General features: G+C 68.5%; 15 protein-coding genes. 6 read left to right on the plus strand and 9 right to left on the minus strand.

Translation table 11 applies throughout. From position 1 onward, the window contains the following. Nucleotides 1-57: 57 nt before the first annotated feature. On the plus strand, nucleotides 58-1,350 hold the full coding sequence (locus KLK06_RS21725; protein WP_214637350.1) for a GGDEF domain-containing protein: 1,293 nt from the start codon (nucleotides 58-60) through the stop codon (nucleotides 1,348-1,350). Between the two features lie 182 nt (nucleotides 1,351-1,532). Here the strand turns inward: KLK06_RS21725 and KLK06_RS62395 are convergent, their stop codons facing one another. Both KLK06_RS62395 and KLK06_RS61545 read right to left on the minus strand, forming a co-directional pair. Further along, nucleotides 1,533-2,729: a right-handed parallel beta-helix repeat-containing protein gene (locus tag KLK06_RS62395; RefSeq protein WP_214637351.1), complete on the minus strand. Its 1,197-nt coding sequence runs from the start codon at nucleotides 2,727-2,729 to the stop codon at nucleotides 1,533-1,535. Between the two features lie 302 nt (nucleotides 2,730-3,031). Further along, nucleotides 3,032-3,157 (minus strand): hypothetical protein, encoded by a 126-nt coding sequence (locus tag KLK06_RS61545; protein ID WP_284735065.1) that lies wholly within the window; start codon nucleotides 3,155-3,157, stop codon nucleotides 3,032-3,034. Between the two features lie 313 nt (nucleotides 3,158-3,470). On the opposite strand from KLK06_RS61545, the gene ettA reads away from it, so the two are divergent. Then, nucleotides 3,471-5,135, plus strand: a complete 1,665-nt coding sequence (gene ettA, locus KLK06_RS21735; RefSeq protein ID WP_214637352.1) for an energy-dependent translational throttle protein EttA — start codon at nucleotides 3,471-3,473, stop codon at nucleotides 5,133-5,135. A gap of 275 nt (nucleotides 5,136-5,410) precedes the next feature. Here the strand turns inward: ettA and KLK06_RS21740 are convergent, their stop codons facing one another. Continuing rightward, nucleotides 5,411-6,181 carry a PIG-L family deacetylase gene (locus KLK06_RS21740; RefSeq protein ID WP_214637353.1) on the minus strand — a complete coding sequence of 257 codons (771 nt, stop codon included), beginning with the start codon at nucleotides 6,179-6,181 and terminating at the stop codon, nucleotides 5,411-5,413. 242 nt (nucleotides 6,182-6,423) lie between these two features. Continuing rightward, nucleotides 6,424-7,740 (minus strand): MFS transporter, encoded by a 1,317-nt coding sequence (locus KLK06_RS21745; RefSeq protein ID WP_214637354.1) that lies wholly within the window; start codon nucleotides 7,738-7,740, stop codon nucleotides 6,424-6,426. Between the two features lie 155 nt (nucleotides 7,741-7,895). Here KLK06_RS21745 and KLK06_RS21750 point away from each other — a divergent pair, with 155 nt between their 5' ends. Further along, nucleotides 7,896-8,405: a VOC family protein gene (locus KLK06_RS21750; RefSeq protein WP_214637355.1), complete on the plus strand. Its 510-nt coding sequence runs from the start codon at nucleotides 7,896-7,898 to the stop codon at nucleotides 8,403-8,405. 77 nt (nucleotides 8,406-8,482) lie between these two features. On the opposite strand, the gene KLK06_RS21755 is transcribed toward KLK06_RS21750, so the two are convergent. Next, a complete protein-coding gene (locus KLK06_RS21755) occupies nucleotides 8,483-9,637 on the minus strand; it encodes an acyl-CoA dehydrogenase family protein (protein ID WP_214637356.1) in 1,155 nt (384 codons plus the stop codon). 101 nt (nucleotides 9,638-9,738) lie between these two features. On the opposite strand from KLK06_RS21755, the gene KLK06_RS21760 reads away from it, so the two are divergent. Continuing rightward, nucleotides 9,739-10,350, plus strand: coding sequence for a TetR/AcrR family transcriptional regulator (locus tag KLK06_RS21760; protein ID WP_214637357.1), 612 nt, complete (start codon nucleotides 9,739-9,741; stop codon nucleotides 10,348-10,350). On the opposite strand, the gene KLK06_RS21765 is transcribed toward KLK06_RS21760, so the two are convergent. Then, entirely contained in the window at nucleotides 10,328-11,008 is a 681-nt protein-coding gene (locus KLK06_RS21765) for a MaoC/PaaZ C-terminal domain-containing protein (protein WP_214637358.1), read from the minus strand. The genes KLK06_RS21760 and KLK06_RS21765 overlap by 23 nt on opposite strands. A gap of 1 nt (nucleotide 11,009) precedes the next feature. Next, on the minus strand, nucleotides 11,010-11,906 hold the full coding sequence (locus KLK06_RS21770; RefSeq protein WP_214637359.1) for an SDR family oxidoreductase: 897 nt from the start codon (nucleotides 11,904-11,906) through the stop codon (nucleotides 11,010-11,012). Between the two features lie 178 nt (nucleotides 11,907-12,084). Between KLK06_RS21770 and KLK06_RS21775 the strand changes: the two genes are divergently transcribed. Together KLK06_RS21775 and KLK06_RS21780 are read left to right on the plus strand one after the other, a co-directional pair. After that, complete coding sequence (locus KLK06_RS21775) at nucleotides 12,085-12,465, plus strand: thioesterase family protein (RefSeq protein WP_250905749.1); 381 nt, start codon at nucleotides 12,085-12,087, stop codon at nucleotides 12,463-12,465. Then, the gene (locus tag KLK06_RS21780; protein WP_214637361.1) at nucleotides 12,462-13,649 is read left to right on the plus strand and encodes an MFS transporter; all 1,188 of its coding nucleotides are present in this window, start codon (nucleotides 12,462-12,464) and stop codon (nucleotides 13,647-13,649) included. Before KLK06_RS21775 ends, KLK06_RS21780 begins: the two co-directional genes overlap by 4 nt. Here KLK06_RS21780 and KLK06_RS21785 read toward each other — a convergent pair. Beyond that, complete coding sequence (locus KLK06_RS21785) at nucleotides 13,644-15,152, minus strand: alpha-amylase family glycosyl hydrolase (protein WP_214637362.1); 1,509 nt, start codon at nucleotides 15,150-15,152, stop codon at nucleotides 13,644-13,646. The two genes, KLK06_RS21780 and KLK06_RS21785, sit on opposite strands and share 6 nt — an antisense overlap. Before the next feature lie 16 nt (nucleotides 15,153-15,168). After that, complete coding sequence (locus KLK06_RS21790) at nucleotides 15,169-15,549, minus strand: globin (RefSeq protein ID WP_214637363.1); 381 nt, start codon at nucleotides 15,547-15,549, stop codon at nucleotides 15,169-15,171.

Here is a 15,549-nt window from a genome sequence, read left to right on the forward strand (position 1 = left end):
CGCAACGCACACTCCGCAATTAATGTGTTACACATCGTTAGTCAGGGAGGGGACGAGATGGCGGCGACCAGTCACACCTCGGTCAAGCCTCGTAACGGTGTGTCAACGCTGGCCGACCGCTGGCCGCTGCTCGGACAGCGCCGCCCGCTTCTGTACTACCTGAGCGGAATTGTCACTCTCAATCTCGCCGCGACCGTCTTTTTCATGATGTCAACCGAGCTCCGATGGCCGGAGCTGCTGACGTTCGGCGCCCTCATGGGCTGCGGCGCGGTCTGCATCGAGGCCACCAGACGTCTGGGCATGCCCGCCGGTGTGTCCCGCGACCTGCTGTCGGCGTGGTGGTTGCCGGTGGCGTTGCTACTACCGCCGGTCTACTCCCTGTTCGCCCCGATCGTGCTGCAGGTCCTGTTGCAATGGCGGGTCCGTGCGACGGTCCTCTATCGCCGGGTGTGCAGCGCGGCGGTCATCGGGCTGGCGGCCTGCACAGCGTCCGTGACGTTCCACTGGCTCGTGCCAAACTCGGCGGTGCTCTCGCGGGGCAGCGGCCCCCCGATCGCCTTCGCGGTCGGCGCCGCCATGATCTTCGCCCTGCTCAACACCATCCTCATCGCGATCGCCGCGCACACCGCCAACCCCGACATCTCCTGGCGCGAGGTGCTCTGGGACAGGGAGAGCGTGCTCCTCGACATCGTGGAGCTCTGCTTGGGAGTCACGGTCGCGATCGCCTGCGGGCTCAACCTCGCCCTGCTGATCCTCGCCCTGCCGCCGGTCGTCCTCCTCCAGCGCAGCCTCCTGCACGCCCAGCTTCAGGCGGCGGCCCGCACCGACTCCAAGACCGGCCTGCTGAACGCCGCCGCCTGGCAGCGGGAAGCCGACACCGAGATCGTCCGCGCCCGCCGCACCGGCGAGACGCTCGCCCTCCTGATCATCGACATCGACCACTTCAAACGAGTTAACGACAAGCACGGCCATCTCGCCGGCGACCAGGTCCTCGTCGGCGTCGCGGCCACCCTCCGCAGCCAACTGCGCGACTACGATGTGGTGGGCCGCTTCGGCGGCGAGGAGTTCGTGGTCCTCCTGCCACGCGCCGACGTCCACGAGGCCCGCCGAGTGGCCGAACGCCTCCGCTACTGCATCGGCCGCATGGCCATCCCGGCCGACGACGCGATGATCAGCGTCACCGTCTCGGCGGGCGTGGCCCTGATGAGCGTCCACGGCGACGACCTGATCGAACTCCTGGCCGCCGCCGACCTGGCCCTATACCGAGCGAAAGAACTCGGCCGCGACCGCGTCTGCATCCCCGCCGTCCAACCACCCCCACCCGCCCTCCCCGGAGACTCAGCCGCCTGACGCCGCACCCGGCTTCTTCGTCCTTGCCGAAGTTCGGTGGTTTGGGGCCGTGCTTGATTTCCCCGTGCTTTCCGAGGACTTAGCCGCCTGTCGCTGCACGCGGTTTCTTCGTCCTTCCCGGGGTTCGGTGGTTTGGGGCCGTGCTTGGTTTTCTCATGCTTTCCGAGGACCTTTATGAACGGTCAGAGGCCCGCGCTCACCATGACCGTCGCGTCATTCGGCACCTTGACCAGGGGCTTGGACACGTTCTTGACGAGGTTTCCGGTGGAGACGACGGTCAGCGACGCGCCGCTCTTCTTCTCGTACTGCAGCCCTGTCTGATCGGCGGTGCCGTTGCCCAGGATGGCGTTGCCGGTGACCACCACGTTCCCGTCGCCCGACTCCACCCCGTCCACGGCGATGTAGTAGTAATAGGGGCCCGTCGGCGGTGCCTCGCCCTCGTCGCGGAAGTTGTGGATCTTGTTGTTGGAGATCGTGGTGGTCGCCCCCTGCTGTACGACGCAGCGGATGCCGTACAACCACGCCTTTTCCGTGGTGGCCTTGTAGCCGAAATCCTCGATGTAGTTGCCCTGGATCGAAGTGCCGAAGCAGCGGTTGAGGTCGAGGGCGCTGCTCGCGTTGCCGTACAGGTGCAGGTCGCTGAGGAGCCAGCCGGCGGTGTTGTCCGATTCGACGGCGCTGGTGCCGCTGTCGCGCACCCATGAGCGGGTGAACGTCCAGTCGCTGATCACACCGCCCGCCGGGTCGAGGACCTTGACGCCCGCGCCGCCGGAGCCGGTGATGTAGACGTCACTGATCACCCCGTTCACCATCGTGTTGCTGGCGGAATCGATGGTCGTCCCGTTCTTCGACGGGTTGCTCAGACGGATGGCGTCCGAGGAGGTCTGCTCGATCTGTATGTCTGAGATTCTGCTGCCCCAGGAGCGCAGCATCAGGCCGACGGTCCCGGTGGTGTTCTTGGTGCGGTTGCCGTCCAGGGTGAGCCGCTCAACGCGAATGGGGTTGCCCGAGTACGCCTGATCCGCGTCCCACGTGTCCGAGGCCAGCAGGGCGGGCAGGTTCACACTGTCCGCCTGCTTGATCCGCAGACCGGTTCGTGAGTCACCGCGGTACGTGCGATCTCCGCGCAGCACGATGGTCTTGTTGATGACGCACACGGCCGGCTCGTCCGCTGTCACCGAGCGTCCTAAGATCACGATCTCGTCGCCCGCCTTCGATGCCTTGATGGCGTTGTTGATGGTCGTGGCGTCGTCCGTCCCGGTGCACTGCACCTCCTTGCGGGCGGCCGCGGCGGGGGTCGGTTGCGCTATGACGGCGATCCCGGTGGCGGCCAATGCCAGGACGGTGGCCGAGACCAGGGTGAATGCAGATCTATGCACTTTTCATCTCCAGGGACATAAAGATCGTTTACATGCAAGATCAGTATGAAATGTGTGGCAATTGAGAGGAACGTCAGATTGGTCACACGTGTCGAGGCTCTTGCTGTTCGTTCGGATCGCCGTACGGTGGCAGGGCCTTGGCCAGCTGCGACGGGCCTGCTGCGACGCAGCCGGTGGTTCACCGAAAAGAACCGGGACCGTGCCCTTCCACCAGGGGCGCCTCCACCAGGAGCCGTACACCGGCCGTCCGGTAGCCCACAGCCCGATTCGCTATGGCCGTGGGGCTGCCGAAGAGAGCTGGATCATTCGAGCAGCTTCTCCAGAGCGCCGGTGAGTCTGCCGTGCGTGCCGTAGAGCAGCCGGTAGTAGACGTAGTAGCTGTGTGCCTCCCGGGGAGGTGTCTGTCTGGCGCAATATCTGTTGTCCATGCGTTTCGCGGACCGTCGGCTGTCTGAGGCCGGATCTGATTTCCCTGCCTTTTGCGGGGAGCCGACCGTCCAGCACAGCACCCGATGTCCTCGCCCTCGCCCGGATGGCCGACCGCCCGGTGTTGGGGTGGGTCTGCTGGTAGAGGGGCCACCCGACGAGGCCGCAGCTAGATCGTCCCGTGCGACGAGACCTCCACCACCATGCCCATGCGCACCACCGTCCCGCCGCATGACGCGCCTGCCCGGCCTGCTATACCGCAGCTCGGCGATACAGCGGCGGAAGCCCGGGTCGAGAGCCCCTAAGCTAGATGCCATGCCGGAGTACATCTATACGCTGCAGCGCGTGCGCAAGGCGCACGGCGACAAGGTTGTCCTTGACGACGTCACGCTGTCGTTCCTGCCGGGAGCCAAGATCGGCGTCCTCGGCCCGAACGGCACCGGAAAGTCGACGCTGCTCCGGATGATGGCCGGCCTGGAGCAGCCGTCCAATGGCGAGGCCAAACTCATGCCGGGCTTCACCGTGGGCATGCTCCAGCAGGAGCCCCCACTCAACGAGGAGAAGACCGTCCTCGGCAACGTGCAGGAGGGGGTCGCCGAGACGCTGGCGATGCTCGAGCGCTACAACGCGATCGCCGAAGAGATGGCCACCAACTACAGCGACGAGCTCCTCGCCGAGATGGGCAAGCTGCAGGACCAGCTTGAGCACCGCAACGCGTGGGACGTCGACAGCCAGCTCGAACAGGCCATGGACGCCCTGCGCTGCCCGCCCCCCGACGCCGACGTGACCACGCTGTCCGGTGGTGAGCGCCGCCGCGTCGCCCTGTGCAAGCTGCTGCTGGAGGCCCCTGACCTCCTGCTGCTCGACGAGCCCACCAACCACCTCGACGCCGAGAGTGTGCAGTGGCTGGAGCAGCACCTGGAGAAGTACGCGGGCACCGTTCTGGCCGTGACCCACGACCGCTACTTCCTCGACAACGTCGCCGGGTGGATCCTCGAGCTCGACCGCGGCCGCGCCTATGCCTACGAGGGCAACTACTCCACATACCTAGAGGCCAAGACACAGCGCCTCAAGGTCGAGGGCCAGAAGGACGTCAAGCGCAAGAAGCGCCTCGAGGATGAGTTGGAGTGGGTTCGCTCCAACCCGAAGGCCCGCCAGACCAAGAGCAAGGCGCGTCTGCAGCGCTACGAGGAGATGGCGGCCGAGGCCGACAAGCACCGCAAGCTCGACTTCGACGAGATCCAGATCCCGCCGGGCCCCCGTCTGGGCACCACGGTGATCAGGTCCGACGACCTCAGCAAGGGCTTCGACGACCGGCTGCTCATGGAGAAGCTCTCGTTCGACCTGCCGCGCAACGGCATCGTCGGCATCATCGGCCCCAACGGCGTCGGCAAGACCACGCTGTTCCGCATGATCACCGGCAGTGAGACGCCCGACAGCGGTTCGATCACCGTCGGCGACACCGTCAAGATCTCCTACGCCGACCAGAGCCGCGGCGGCATCGACTCGAACAAGAACGTCTGGGAGGTCGTCTCCGACGGGCTCGACCACATCAAGGTCGGCAACGTCGAGATGCCATCCCGCGCCTACATCGCGGCGTTCGGCTTCAGGGGGCCCGACCAGCAGAAGAAGGCCGGCGTCCTGTCGGGCGGCGAGCGCAACCGCCTCAACCTGGCGCTCACCCTCAAGCAGGGCGGCAACGTCCTCCTGCTCGACGAGCCCACCAACGACCTCGACACCGAGACGCTCTCCTCGCTGGAGAACGCGCTGCTCGACTTCCCGGGCTGCGCGGTCATCACCTCCCACGACCGGTGGTTCCTCGACCGCATCGCCACGCACATCCTGGCGTGGGAGGAAGGGTCGAACTGGTTCTGGTACGAGGGCAACTTCGCCGACTACGAGAAGAACAAGATCGAGCGCCTGGGCGCGGATGCCGCCCGCCCCCACCGCATCACCTACCGCAAGCTCCACCGCGACTGATTTCACCCCGCCCGCCCAGGCGGCTGGCGTTTCATGCCCGTGTACGGCCAGTCGCCCTCCGTAAGACAGCGTTGGCGAAGTAGACCAAAAGCAGCGGCCCCATGGTCACGGATGTGATCACGGGGCCGCTGTCGTTGTTCTTGCCGCCGATGGAGTCGTGGGTGTCGCTGCGTTCGACAGGCTCAGCCCAGATTCCGGTAGCCACCTCGCGCGGCCTTCCTCAAGGGGAGCATGGTGATCCGAGCCCCCGGCGGCGCCCGCTTCAAGAGTTGAGGTCAAGACCCTGCAAGGGTGGTCTCCTGGGCGCCGGTGTAGGAGATGCGCCGATACCACTCGTTCGCCAGCATCTGGGCGCGGGCCTGCTCCGGCAGTGAAGTGAGCAACGTCATTGACGCGCCGCGTCCCACCTCGGACTCGTGCGCGTGCATGGCCGCCCACTTGCGCTCAGCCCACCGCGCGACGTCGAGGTGGGTGGTGACCTGCTCATCGGAGACACCCGGCAGTGTCTGGCCCGGCTCAGGAGGCGTTCCGAACACCGCCTGCCAGTGTGAGATCACCACAGATCGCGGAATGGTCGCCAGATAGAGGGCGCGCGGTCGCCAGGGATCGCCCGCGTCCGGATAGAGCTGGTCATAGCCGGCCGCTTCGACCGCGGCCATGGTCACCCGATGCACATGTATGTGGTCGGGATGTCCGGACGACCCGTACCCATCGAAGGTGAGCACGACGTCGGGTCTGAACTCCCGGATGTTCTCGACCACCCGTCCCACCGCCTCGTCGAAGGGCACGTCCAGGAAGCGGGGGCTGTCCGGCGCGGACTCAGGCTTGTGCGCGTCGGCGTACCCGAGCACCCGTGGTTTGCCCGCGCCGAGGATGTCCAGAGAACGCGCCAGTTCACCGGCCCGTTGGGTTCCCTCCGCCCAGGTGCACGTGACGACGGCGGTCCTGGCCCCCTCGTCGGCGTACTTGGCCAGGGTCCCACCCGTCCAGATCGCCTCATCGTCCGGATGCGCATGCACGCCGAGCACCCCGAAATCCACCGACATGCCCCCTAAACGAGCTGATCAATGGCCGCTCATCGTAGCGCCGGGCAGCCACCCACCGTTGGCATTTCGCGGTGGCAGAGTCTCGCGCGCACGCTCCTCCAGCGGCGGCGGTCGGCCGCCGTGACGTGCGCAAAGGCCCCCGCCACCCGGCGCGACCGCCGCACCAACGGCCGACTCCCGCGGGCACGCCATCTACTCGCGCCAAGTGAAGGCACGTCCCCCGGCGACGGCGGACGGCTTGGTCAGCCTTCGGCCTCTCCGAGGGCGACGGTGACGGGGGTGCGGGCGGTGCGCCGCCACGGCCCGTTGAACATGACGATCGCCGGGATGAACAGGATCAGGCAGCCGAGCGCGATGAACAGCCAGGTCTGCCAGTTCGTGACCTTGACCACGTACGGGATGGCGAGCAGCCCGATCACCGCGATGCCCTTGGTGAGGAACCCGAACAGCCCCCAGGCCGTGCCCTGCAGACGCGGGTCGGCGTCCTCCGCGTCCTCGGAGTAGTTGGCCATCCAGGGCGCGTACGCCACGCCTAGCGAGCCGCCGAGCAGGGCGCCCACCAGCATGAGCGTGCCCGTTGAGACGCCTTCCTGCCCGAGCACGACGGCGAGGTAGGCGGTGACGAGCACCGCGGCGATCGTGCCACCCAGTGAGAACGGCTTGCGCAGCTGCGTACGGTCCGAGAGGCGCCCGGTGATGATCAGCGTGATCAGGTTCAGGCTCCAGAACGCCGCCATGATGGTGTTCGCCTGGGCGGCGCTGATGCCGAGTGACTGGACGAGCATCGTCGGCCCGAACAGCGACAGCGTGATGTAGAGCACCAGCCAGAGCGAGATGCCCACCACGTGCGCCCAGATGTTGCGCCTGGCGAACAGCGAGCGGAGGCGGGCCGGCTCGCTCAGATCGACGACCTGGGTGGCTGCCTGTTCGGTGTGCTGGATCCTGGCTCGCAGCTCGGGGGAGAGGTCGGCGATGTTGACGGCGATGACGAGCGAGATCACCAGCGAGAAGCAGCCCATGATGACGAACTGCGAGCGCCACGACTCGTCGAAGATCGGCAATGTCCAGCCCGCGATGGCCGCGGCGAGGAAGTTGGCGCCGACCGGCCCCCAGGTCCAGAAGCCGAACGCCTGCGCCCGGCCCAGCCGCGGCGAGAAGTCGCGGATCAGGGGCGCGGTGCTGGCCATGGCGACGCCGTCCACGAACGCCAGCAGGATGCGGGCGAGCAGCAGGTCGCGCGGGCTGTGCACGAGTGTCATGACGAAGCAGCACACGGCGGTCAGCATCATCAGGGGCACCAGCAGCCGTACCCGGCCGAGCCGGTCGGTGAGCCGGCCGCCCAGGATGGAGGCGATCGCCCCGGCGATGGCCGCGGCGCCCGACACGGCGCCGTAGGTGGCCAGCGTCATGTGCAGGTCCTTGAGCAGCAGCGGGACCACGGGGGCGATCTGCCCCTCGTACGAACCGATGAGGATGGCGAGCACGGCCATCGCGAGGATCTTCATGCGTCGGGCGCCGGTGGGGTACTCGTCGAGTTCGCGAACGTAGGACAGCCTCATGACTCGCCTTTCTCGTCGTGCAGGCCCCTCGCTACAAATTCTAGAAGGTAGCTCTAGAATCCGTTTACGAAATGCTGCGCCTCACAACGCCCCACGTCAAGAGTGCGGCGCGCTCCGCTAAGATCTAGAATCGAATTCTAGGAAGGGAGTCAGGTATGGACCTGGAACTGGACGGGCTAGAGGTGACCTTCGATCACACAGCCGTGGCGGCGCCCCGTATCCGGGACCTGCTGCCGATCTATCGCGACCTGCTCGGGGGACGGCATCTCGGCGGCGGTGGCGACAACCGGCGTAGTGGCTACCGCACCCTGCAGCTCACGTACGAGGGCGGCGGCAAGGTCGAGTTGATGGAGCCGCTGGCCGGGTCGGACTTCTTCGACAGCTTCTTCGAGCTGACCCGCGGCCGGGGCGGCGTCCACCACCTGAACTTCCACGTCAACGACCTCGACGCCGCCGTGGCCAGGCTGACCGAGCGCGGCTACCGGCTCCATGGCCTGAACGTCCGCGACCAGCGCTGGCGTGAGGTGTTCCTGCACCCCAAGGAGGTGCACGGCGTGCTGATCCAGCTCGCCCAGGTGGGTCCCCGCGGCGCGGAGCCCCGGCCGTCGCTGGACGACGTACTCGCCGGTCGCGGCCGCAACGGCAACGGAGTCCCCAGCCCTTGAGCTTCACCGGAACGGAGAAGGCCCGGCTCTTCGTTCGCGGGGTCAAGGCCGGCTCTCAAGGCGCGTCGGCCGACATGTCACTCCCCGATGGTGCCCAGCCGGGCGTGGCCCTTGATCAGATTGCGGGCGATCGTACGGCGCTGGATCTCGTCGGTGCCCTCGAAGATGCGCAGCAGGCGCAGCTCGCGATACCAGCGTTCGATCGGTAACTCCTTGGTGTAGCCCATGCCGCCGTGGATCTGCAGCACCCGGTCCACGACCTGGTTGGCCATGACCGCGCCGTTGAGCTTGGCGATCGACGCGGCGTGCCGGGCGTCCAGGCCCTCCTGCACCCGCCAGGCCGCGTACAGCGTCAGCCACTTGGCCGCCTCGATCTCCACCTGCGAGTCGGCGATCATCCACTGGATCGCCTGGTACTCCGAGATCGTCTGCCCCATCGACTTGCGGATCTTGGCGTAGTCGATGGCCATCCCCAGCATGCGCTCGGCCGAGCCGATGGCCCGCGCCGGGATCATGTAACGGCCCTGGCCGATCCACTGCATGGCCAGCTCGAAGCCCTTGCCCAGCTCGCCGAGGATGTTCGCCTCCGGGACCCGGACGTCCTGGAACACCAGCGACGCCGGACCCCATTCGCCCATGGTCTGGATCGGCTCGGACGTCCAGCCCATGTCGCGGTCGACGAGGAAGCAGGTCACGCCGTACGGCTCGGCCACGGCGAACACCATGACGAAGTCGGCCTCGCTGCCGCCGGTGATGAACGTCTTCTCGCCGTTGATGATCCACTCGGCGCCGTCACGGACCGCGCGGGTGCGGATGTTACGCGCGTCGGAGCCCGCGCCCGGCTCGGTGATCGCGAAGCAGGAGCGGCGCTCGCCCTCGATCGTCGGGAGCAGGTAACGCGCCTGCTGCTCGGCGGTGCCCGCGTAGAGGATGTTGTCGGCGCTGCCGCCGAACATGAACGGGACGAAGGTCCGGCCCAGCTCCATGACGATGATCGCGGACATGACCGGGCCCAGCGCGGCTCCGCCGTACTCCTCGGGGGTGTTGATGCCCCAGAAGCCCATCTTCCTCGCCCGGTCCCGCAGGTCGCGGACGACCGCCGGGGGGAGCGCCGGGCGGCCCTCGCGCTCGTTGCGCAGGACCTCGGGCTCCAGCGGCATGATCTCCTTCTCGACGAAGGAGCGGACGGTGTCGCGGATCTGACGTTCCTCGGCGCTGAGCGAGAAGTCCATGACCGCCTCCCCAATTTCTAGAACGTTCCTCCAGGAAGCCAGCCAGGACGCGATCCTGTCAAGAATCAAATTCTAGAATTGATCCCGGTACGATGGGACGCATGGCAAGGAAGTCGTCGTGGGAGTGGAGCCGGACGGCCCAGACCCGCCAGAGCATGCTGATGGCGGCCCGCGAGGTCTTCGGCGAGCACGGTTTCGCCGAGGCCAACGTCTCCGAGGTCGTGGCCCGCGCCGGCTCCAGTGTCGGCAGCCTTTACCACCACTTCGGCGGCAAGACCGAGCTGTTCCTCGCGCTCTATGAGGGCCACCAGGCGGCGCACGAGGAGGCCGCGGCCGCCAGCGTGTCGCGGGCCAAGCAGGCGGGCGTCGACGACCCCGTCGAGCTGCTCATCGCCGGGGCGCGGGCCTACCTCGCGGGCGCGTGGGAGCGGCGCGACCTGGTCAGGCTGTTCATCGACGGTGACGGGCCGCCTGGGTTCGAGCTGGTCCGCCGCACCCGGGGCAGGGAGTGGGTACGCCAGAACGCCGTGCTGCTCGGCGCCGGCGCCGACCCGCTCGACCGGTTCACCGTCGCCGCGCTGACCAGCATCATCGGCGAGGCGGCCCGCGAGGTCGCCACCAGCGACACCGAGACCGACGCCCACGACGTGATCGAGGCGGCGATGACGCTGATCCGCCGCCTCGACCCCCTCAGAGTCCTGGCCGAGGGCTGATCACCGCCCGCCCTCTGTCGATCACCACCGTCCCGTCGTCCTTGGCGGTCCGGAACAGTACGGCCGAGCCGTCCACCCAGATCGAGACCGTGAGCGACTCGCCGGGAAAGACCGGGCTGGTGAACCGGCCCGACATCGCCCCGAACCGCCCCGGATCCGAGCCCGCCACCGCGTGCAGCAGCGCCCGCCCGGTAACCCCGTACGTACACAGCTCGTCGCGCGGCCCCCGGTCGCCGCCGAAACCGCCTTCGCCCCTGATGAAGACCGCACTGCGGCTGGTGATCACCGGCTCGCCGCTCTCCTGGTCCACGGCACGAGCCTCGCTGGTCACCAGGGCGCCGGACCCTTTGTCGTAGATCCCGGTCACCTTCGAGGTGGTCCGTACGCCGCCCGCGGCCGGCAGCTCCCGGTGCAGCTCGAACGCCTGCTCGGCATGGACCAGCAGAGCGGGGTCGAAGTCGCCGAGCCGCCGCCCGGACGGCGCCTGCGCGGCCAGCACCGCGAACGTCGGCAGCACCCGCTGCCCCTTCTCCGTGGTGAAGGCCAGTTCCGCCACGCCCGCGCCCACGCCCAGCGCGTACAGCATGGTGTCCTTGGCCGACCACCCGCGGTCGTACGGCGGGCTCTCGACGCCGATCAGGTCGTGGTCGAGCGCCATGTCAGTCCTCCCGTCCGGGGATCCGGCCGTCGGTCAGCGCGTTGGGCGCGGCCTTGTCGACCAGGGCCGGGATGACCGCGCCCAGCTCGGCCGGGTCCCACCGGCCGCCCTTGTCGACACCGGGACCGGCGTGCCAGCCCTCGGCCACACTGATCACCCCCGCCCGCACGTTGAACACCCGCCCGGTGATGCCCCTGGCCTCGGCGCTGGACAGCCAGACCACCAGCGGGGCGATGTCGTCGGGATCGGCGCCGGTGCCGCCCGGGGCGAGGTTCTCGGTCATCCGGGTGAGCGCGGCCGGGGCGATCGCGTTCACGGTCACGCCGTAGCGCTCCAGCTCCTTGGCCGCGATGACCGTCAAGCCCGCGATGCCGGCCTTCGCGGCGCCGTAGTTGCCCTGGCCCGGGTTGCCATAGATGCCGGAGGAGGAGGTGGTGTTGATGATCCGCGCGTTCACCCGCTCGCCGGCCTTGGACTTGGCCCGCCAGTAGGCCGCCGCGTGGCGCAGCGGCGCGAACGTGCCGCGCAGGTGCACCCTGATGACCGCGTCCCACTCGTCGGCCGTCATGTTGACCAGCATCCGGTCGCGCAGGATGCCCGCGTTGTTGACCAGCACGTGCAGGTCGCCGAAGCGATCGACGGCGGCCTGGATCAGCCGGGCCGCCCCGTCGAAGTCGGAGACGTCCTCGCCGTTGACGATCGCCTCCCCGCCCAGCGCCTCGATCTCCTCGACCACCGCGGCCGCAGCGTCGGACGAGCCCGTGCCGTCGACCTCCGCGCCCAGGTCGTTGACCACGACCTTCGCGCCCTGCCGGGCGAACTCGAGCGCGTGGCCGCGCCCGATGCCCCTGGCCGCGCCCGTGGCGATCACCACGCGACCCTCGACGATCCCGCTCATGTGGCACCTCGATCCTCGACTGCCTGACGATGCGAACTAAATTCTAGTATCGAAATCTAGAAATGACAGGCCCCGTGGTGCCGGCCTGTACGGCCCGGAGCGAGGCCACCCGACCGGGACGGGTACGGTGGCCACCGTGGTTGAACATTCCCTGGCCCAGCGGCATATCTTCCCCCGAATGGTGAGATTCGCGGACATCGATTCTCTCGGGCATGTGAACAACGTCCGCTTCTTCGACTATCTGGAGGACGCCCGCCTGGGGATGCTCCACATCGATCCGTACAAGGCCGGTGACGCCCCCTTCAAAGGGCTCGTCGTCTCCCGTCACGAGATCGACTACCTGCGCCCGCTCGGCTTCCGTGCCGAGCCGGTCCGGGTGGAGACCTGGGTGACGGACCTCAGAGCGGTCCGGTTCACGCTGGAGCACGAGATCCGCGACGACGACGAGCTGTTCGTCCGGGCCACCTCGGTGATCGTCGCCTACGACGTGGAGCGTGCCGCGCCGCGCCGGCTCAGCTCCGATGAACGCGACTATCTGCGGCGATTCATGGCCGTATGAAGCGTTGGGTGATGCTCGGGCTGGGGGTCAACGCGCACGCCAGCGTCACGCTGGGACTGTTCGGGTTGCCGCTCGTCATGCCGGATATCCAGCGATATTTCGGTGTCTCGCTGCCCGTCGCCGCGATCATCGGCAACGCCCCCGGCCTCGGCATCCTGTTCTCCCTGGTCGCCTGGGGCATGCTGGCCGACCGGCGGGGTGAGCGGCTGGTGCTCGGCATCGGCGTCGGGCTGGCCGCCGCGCTGCTCGCCGCCGCGGCCTCCGTGACCGAGATCTGGGCGGTGATCCCGCTGCTCGCCCTGGCCGGGGCCATGGGGTCCGCGGCCATGGTCGGCGGCGGCCGGATCGTGCTGCGCTGGTTCGAGCCGCCGGAGCGCGGCGTCGCGATGGGCCTGCGCCAGGTCTCCTACACGCTCGGCATGGCCGTCGCCGCGTTCGTCCTGCCGCCGATCGCACGGGCCCACGGCATCTCGGGCGTGTTCGTCGTCTGCGCCGGAGTCAGCCTGCTCGCCGCCGTGCTGGCCGCCCTCTTCCTGGCCGAGCCGCCACACACGATCTCGGGCACGCGGACGGCGCCCGCCGCCTCGCCGTACCGGCAGCCCGCGCTCTGGCGGGTGCACGCGACCAGCGCGCTGCACGTGGTGCCTCAGGTCGTCGTCAGCACGTACGGGGTGGCCTGTCTGGTCGGTGTCTACGGTTGGGACGGCGTACGGGCGGGGCAGCTTTTCGGCGTGGCGGCGATCGGCGGCGCGGCGGTGCGCATCGCGGCCGGACGCTGGTCCGACAGGACCGGCCTGCGCATGGCGCCGCTGCGGCTGCTGACGTTCGGCTCGCTGGCCGTGCTGGCCCTGCTGGTGCTGGGCACGGTCACCGAATCCTGGCTCGGCCCGGCCATGCTGGCGCTGGCCGCGGTGATCACCGTGGCGGGCAACGGCCTCGCCTACCTCTCGGCGGGCGAGCTCGCCGGTCCCGCGTCGGCGGGGCGCGTGCTCGGCACCCACAACACCATCCAGAACATCGTGTCCCTGGCCGTCACGCCGGTGGCCGGGGTACTGATCACGGCCACCGGCTACTGGGCCGGGTTCGCGGCGGGGCTGGCGTGCGCGCTGATCTCGCTGCCCGTCATCCCCGCCCGCGGCGAGCGGCCCGCCACCGCGGAACAGGACGTGCCCCGGCCCTCATGAGCGGGCGCGTAGCCAGACGGCGGTGTCGGGTGGCAGCAGGTCGCCATCGAGCGGCCCGCTGGGCAGCAGGACGCCGTCGTGCGGCGGCAGCCGCACCGGCTCGGTGCCGCAGTTGACGGCGCAGATCAGCGACCCGCGGGTGAAGAAGAGCGCGCTTTCGGGGGAGTCCAGCCATTCCAGCGTGTACGGGATCGAGCGCACCAGCTCACGACGGCAGGCCAGGGCCCGGCGGTAGAAGGCCAGTGTCGAGGCGGAGTCGGCGTTCTGGGCCGCCACGCTGAGCGCCGAGAAGCCGGCCGGCTGCGGCAGCCACGGCGCCACCCCATCGGGGGAGAACCCGAGCGACCCCCCGTCGGCCGACCACGGCAGCGGCACCCGGCAGCCGTCACGGCCGACCAGCTCGCCCTTCGACTGGATGAAGACCGGGTCCTGCCGCGCCTCCGGGGGAAGATCCTTCACCTCGGGGAGGCCAAGTTCCTCCCCCTGGTAGAGATATGCCGACCCGGGGAGCGCCAGCATCGTGAGCAGCGCCGCCTTGGCCCTCATCAGTCCCGTGCCCGGGTCGGCGCTCTCGTAGCGGGTGCGGTGCCGTACGACATCGTGGTTGGACAGCACCCACGTGGCGAACGGCACCGCGGCCAGCGTGTCGTCGATGACCTTCTTGAACGCGGTCGGCGACCAGGGCGCCTGCAGCCAGGCGAAGTTGAAGCTCTGGTGCAGCTCGTCGGGGCGCACGTAGAGCGCCAGGTCCTCGGAGCTGTCCGTCCACACCTCGCCCACGGCCATCCGCTCGCCGGGGTAGCCGTCGAGCAGCTTGCGCCAGTCCCGGTAGACCTCGTGCACCTCGGGCTGGCCCCATACCGGGGAGACCGCCTTGAACGACTGGTCCTTGACGTCCGGCAGCCCCTTCGCCTTGTACAGGCCCATCGCGACGTCGATGCGGAACCCGTCGACACCCCGGTCGAGCCAGAACCGCAGTACGTCGAGGAACTCCCGGTGGATCTCGGGGTTGCGCCAGTTGAAGTCGGGCTGGCCGGGGGCGAACAGGTGCAGGTAGTACTGGCCGTCCGGCAGCTTCGTCCAGGCCGGGCCGCTGAAGGTGGACTGCCAGTTGTTCGGCTGGTCGCGGAAGATGTAGCGGTCGCGGTGCTCGCCGCGCAGCGCGGCCTGGAACCAGGGGTGCGCGGACGAGCTGTGGTTGGGCACCACGTCGACGATGACCTTCAGCCCGAGCTCGTGCGCGTCGGTGACCAGCGACTCGAAGTCGCCCAGCGTCCCGAACAGCGGATCGACACCGCGGTAGTCGGCCACGTCGTAGCCGCCGTCGGCCATCGGGGAGGGATAGAAGGGGGTCAGCCAGATCGCGTCGACTCCGAGCTCCGCCAGGTACGGCAGGCGCTCGCGTACTCCCGCGAGATCGCCGACGCCGTCTCCCGAGGCGTCGGCGAAGCTGCGAACATAGATCTCGTAGACGACGGCGTCACGCCACCAGGGGATGTCCATGGGGCGGTCATGCCCGCTATGTCGGAGAGTTCACCATGCTGTGTGCCGCGTAGACCAGGTAGTCCCAGAGCTTGGTCTCCAGTTCCTGCGGCAGCTCCAGCGACTCGACGGCGTCGTGCATGTGCCGCAGCCAGGCGTCGCGCTCGGCCTCGCCGATGACGAACGGGTTGTGCCGCATCCGCAGCCGCGGGTGCCCGCGCTCCTGGCTGTAGGTGCTGGGGCCGCCCCAGTATTGAACGAGGAACCCCCGCAACCGGTCTTCGGCCCCGGTGAGGTCTTCCTCCGGGTAGAGCGGGAGCAGCAGCGGATCCTGCGCGATCCCCTCATAGAAGCGGTGTACGAGTCGCCGGAAGGTCTCCTCGCCCCCGACGGCGTCGTAGAAGGAGGTTTCAGTCAC

The sequence above is a fragment of the Nonomuraea sp. NEAU-A123 genome (genome assembly GCF_018603905.1).
Lineage (GTDB): Bacteria > Actinomycetota > Actinomycetes > Streptosporangiales > Streptosporangiaceae > Nonomuraea.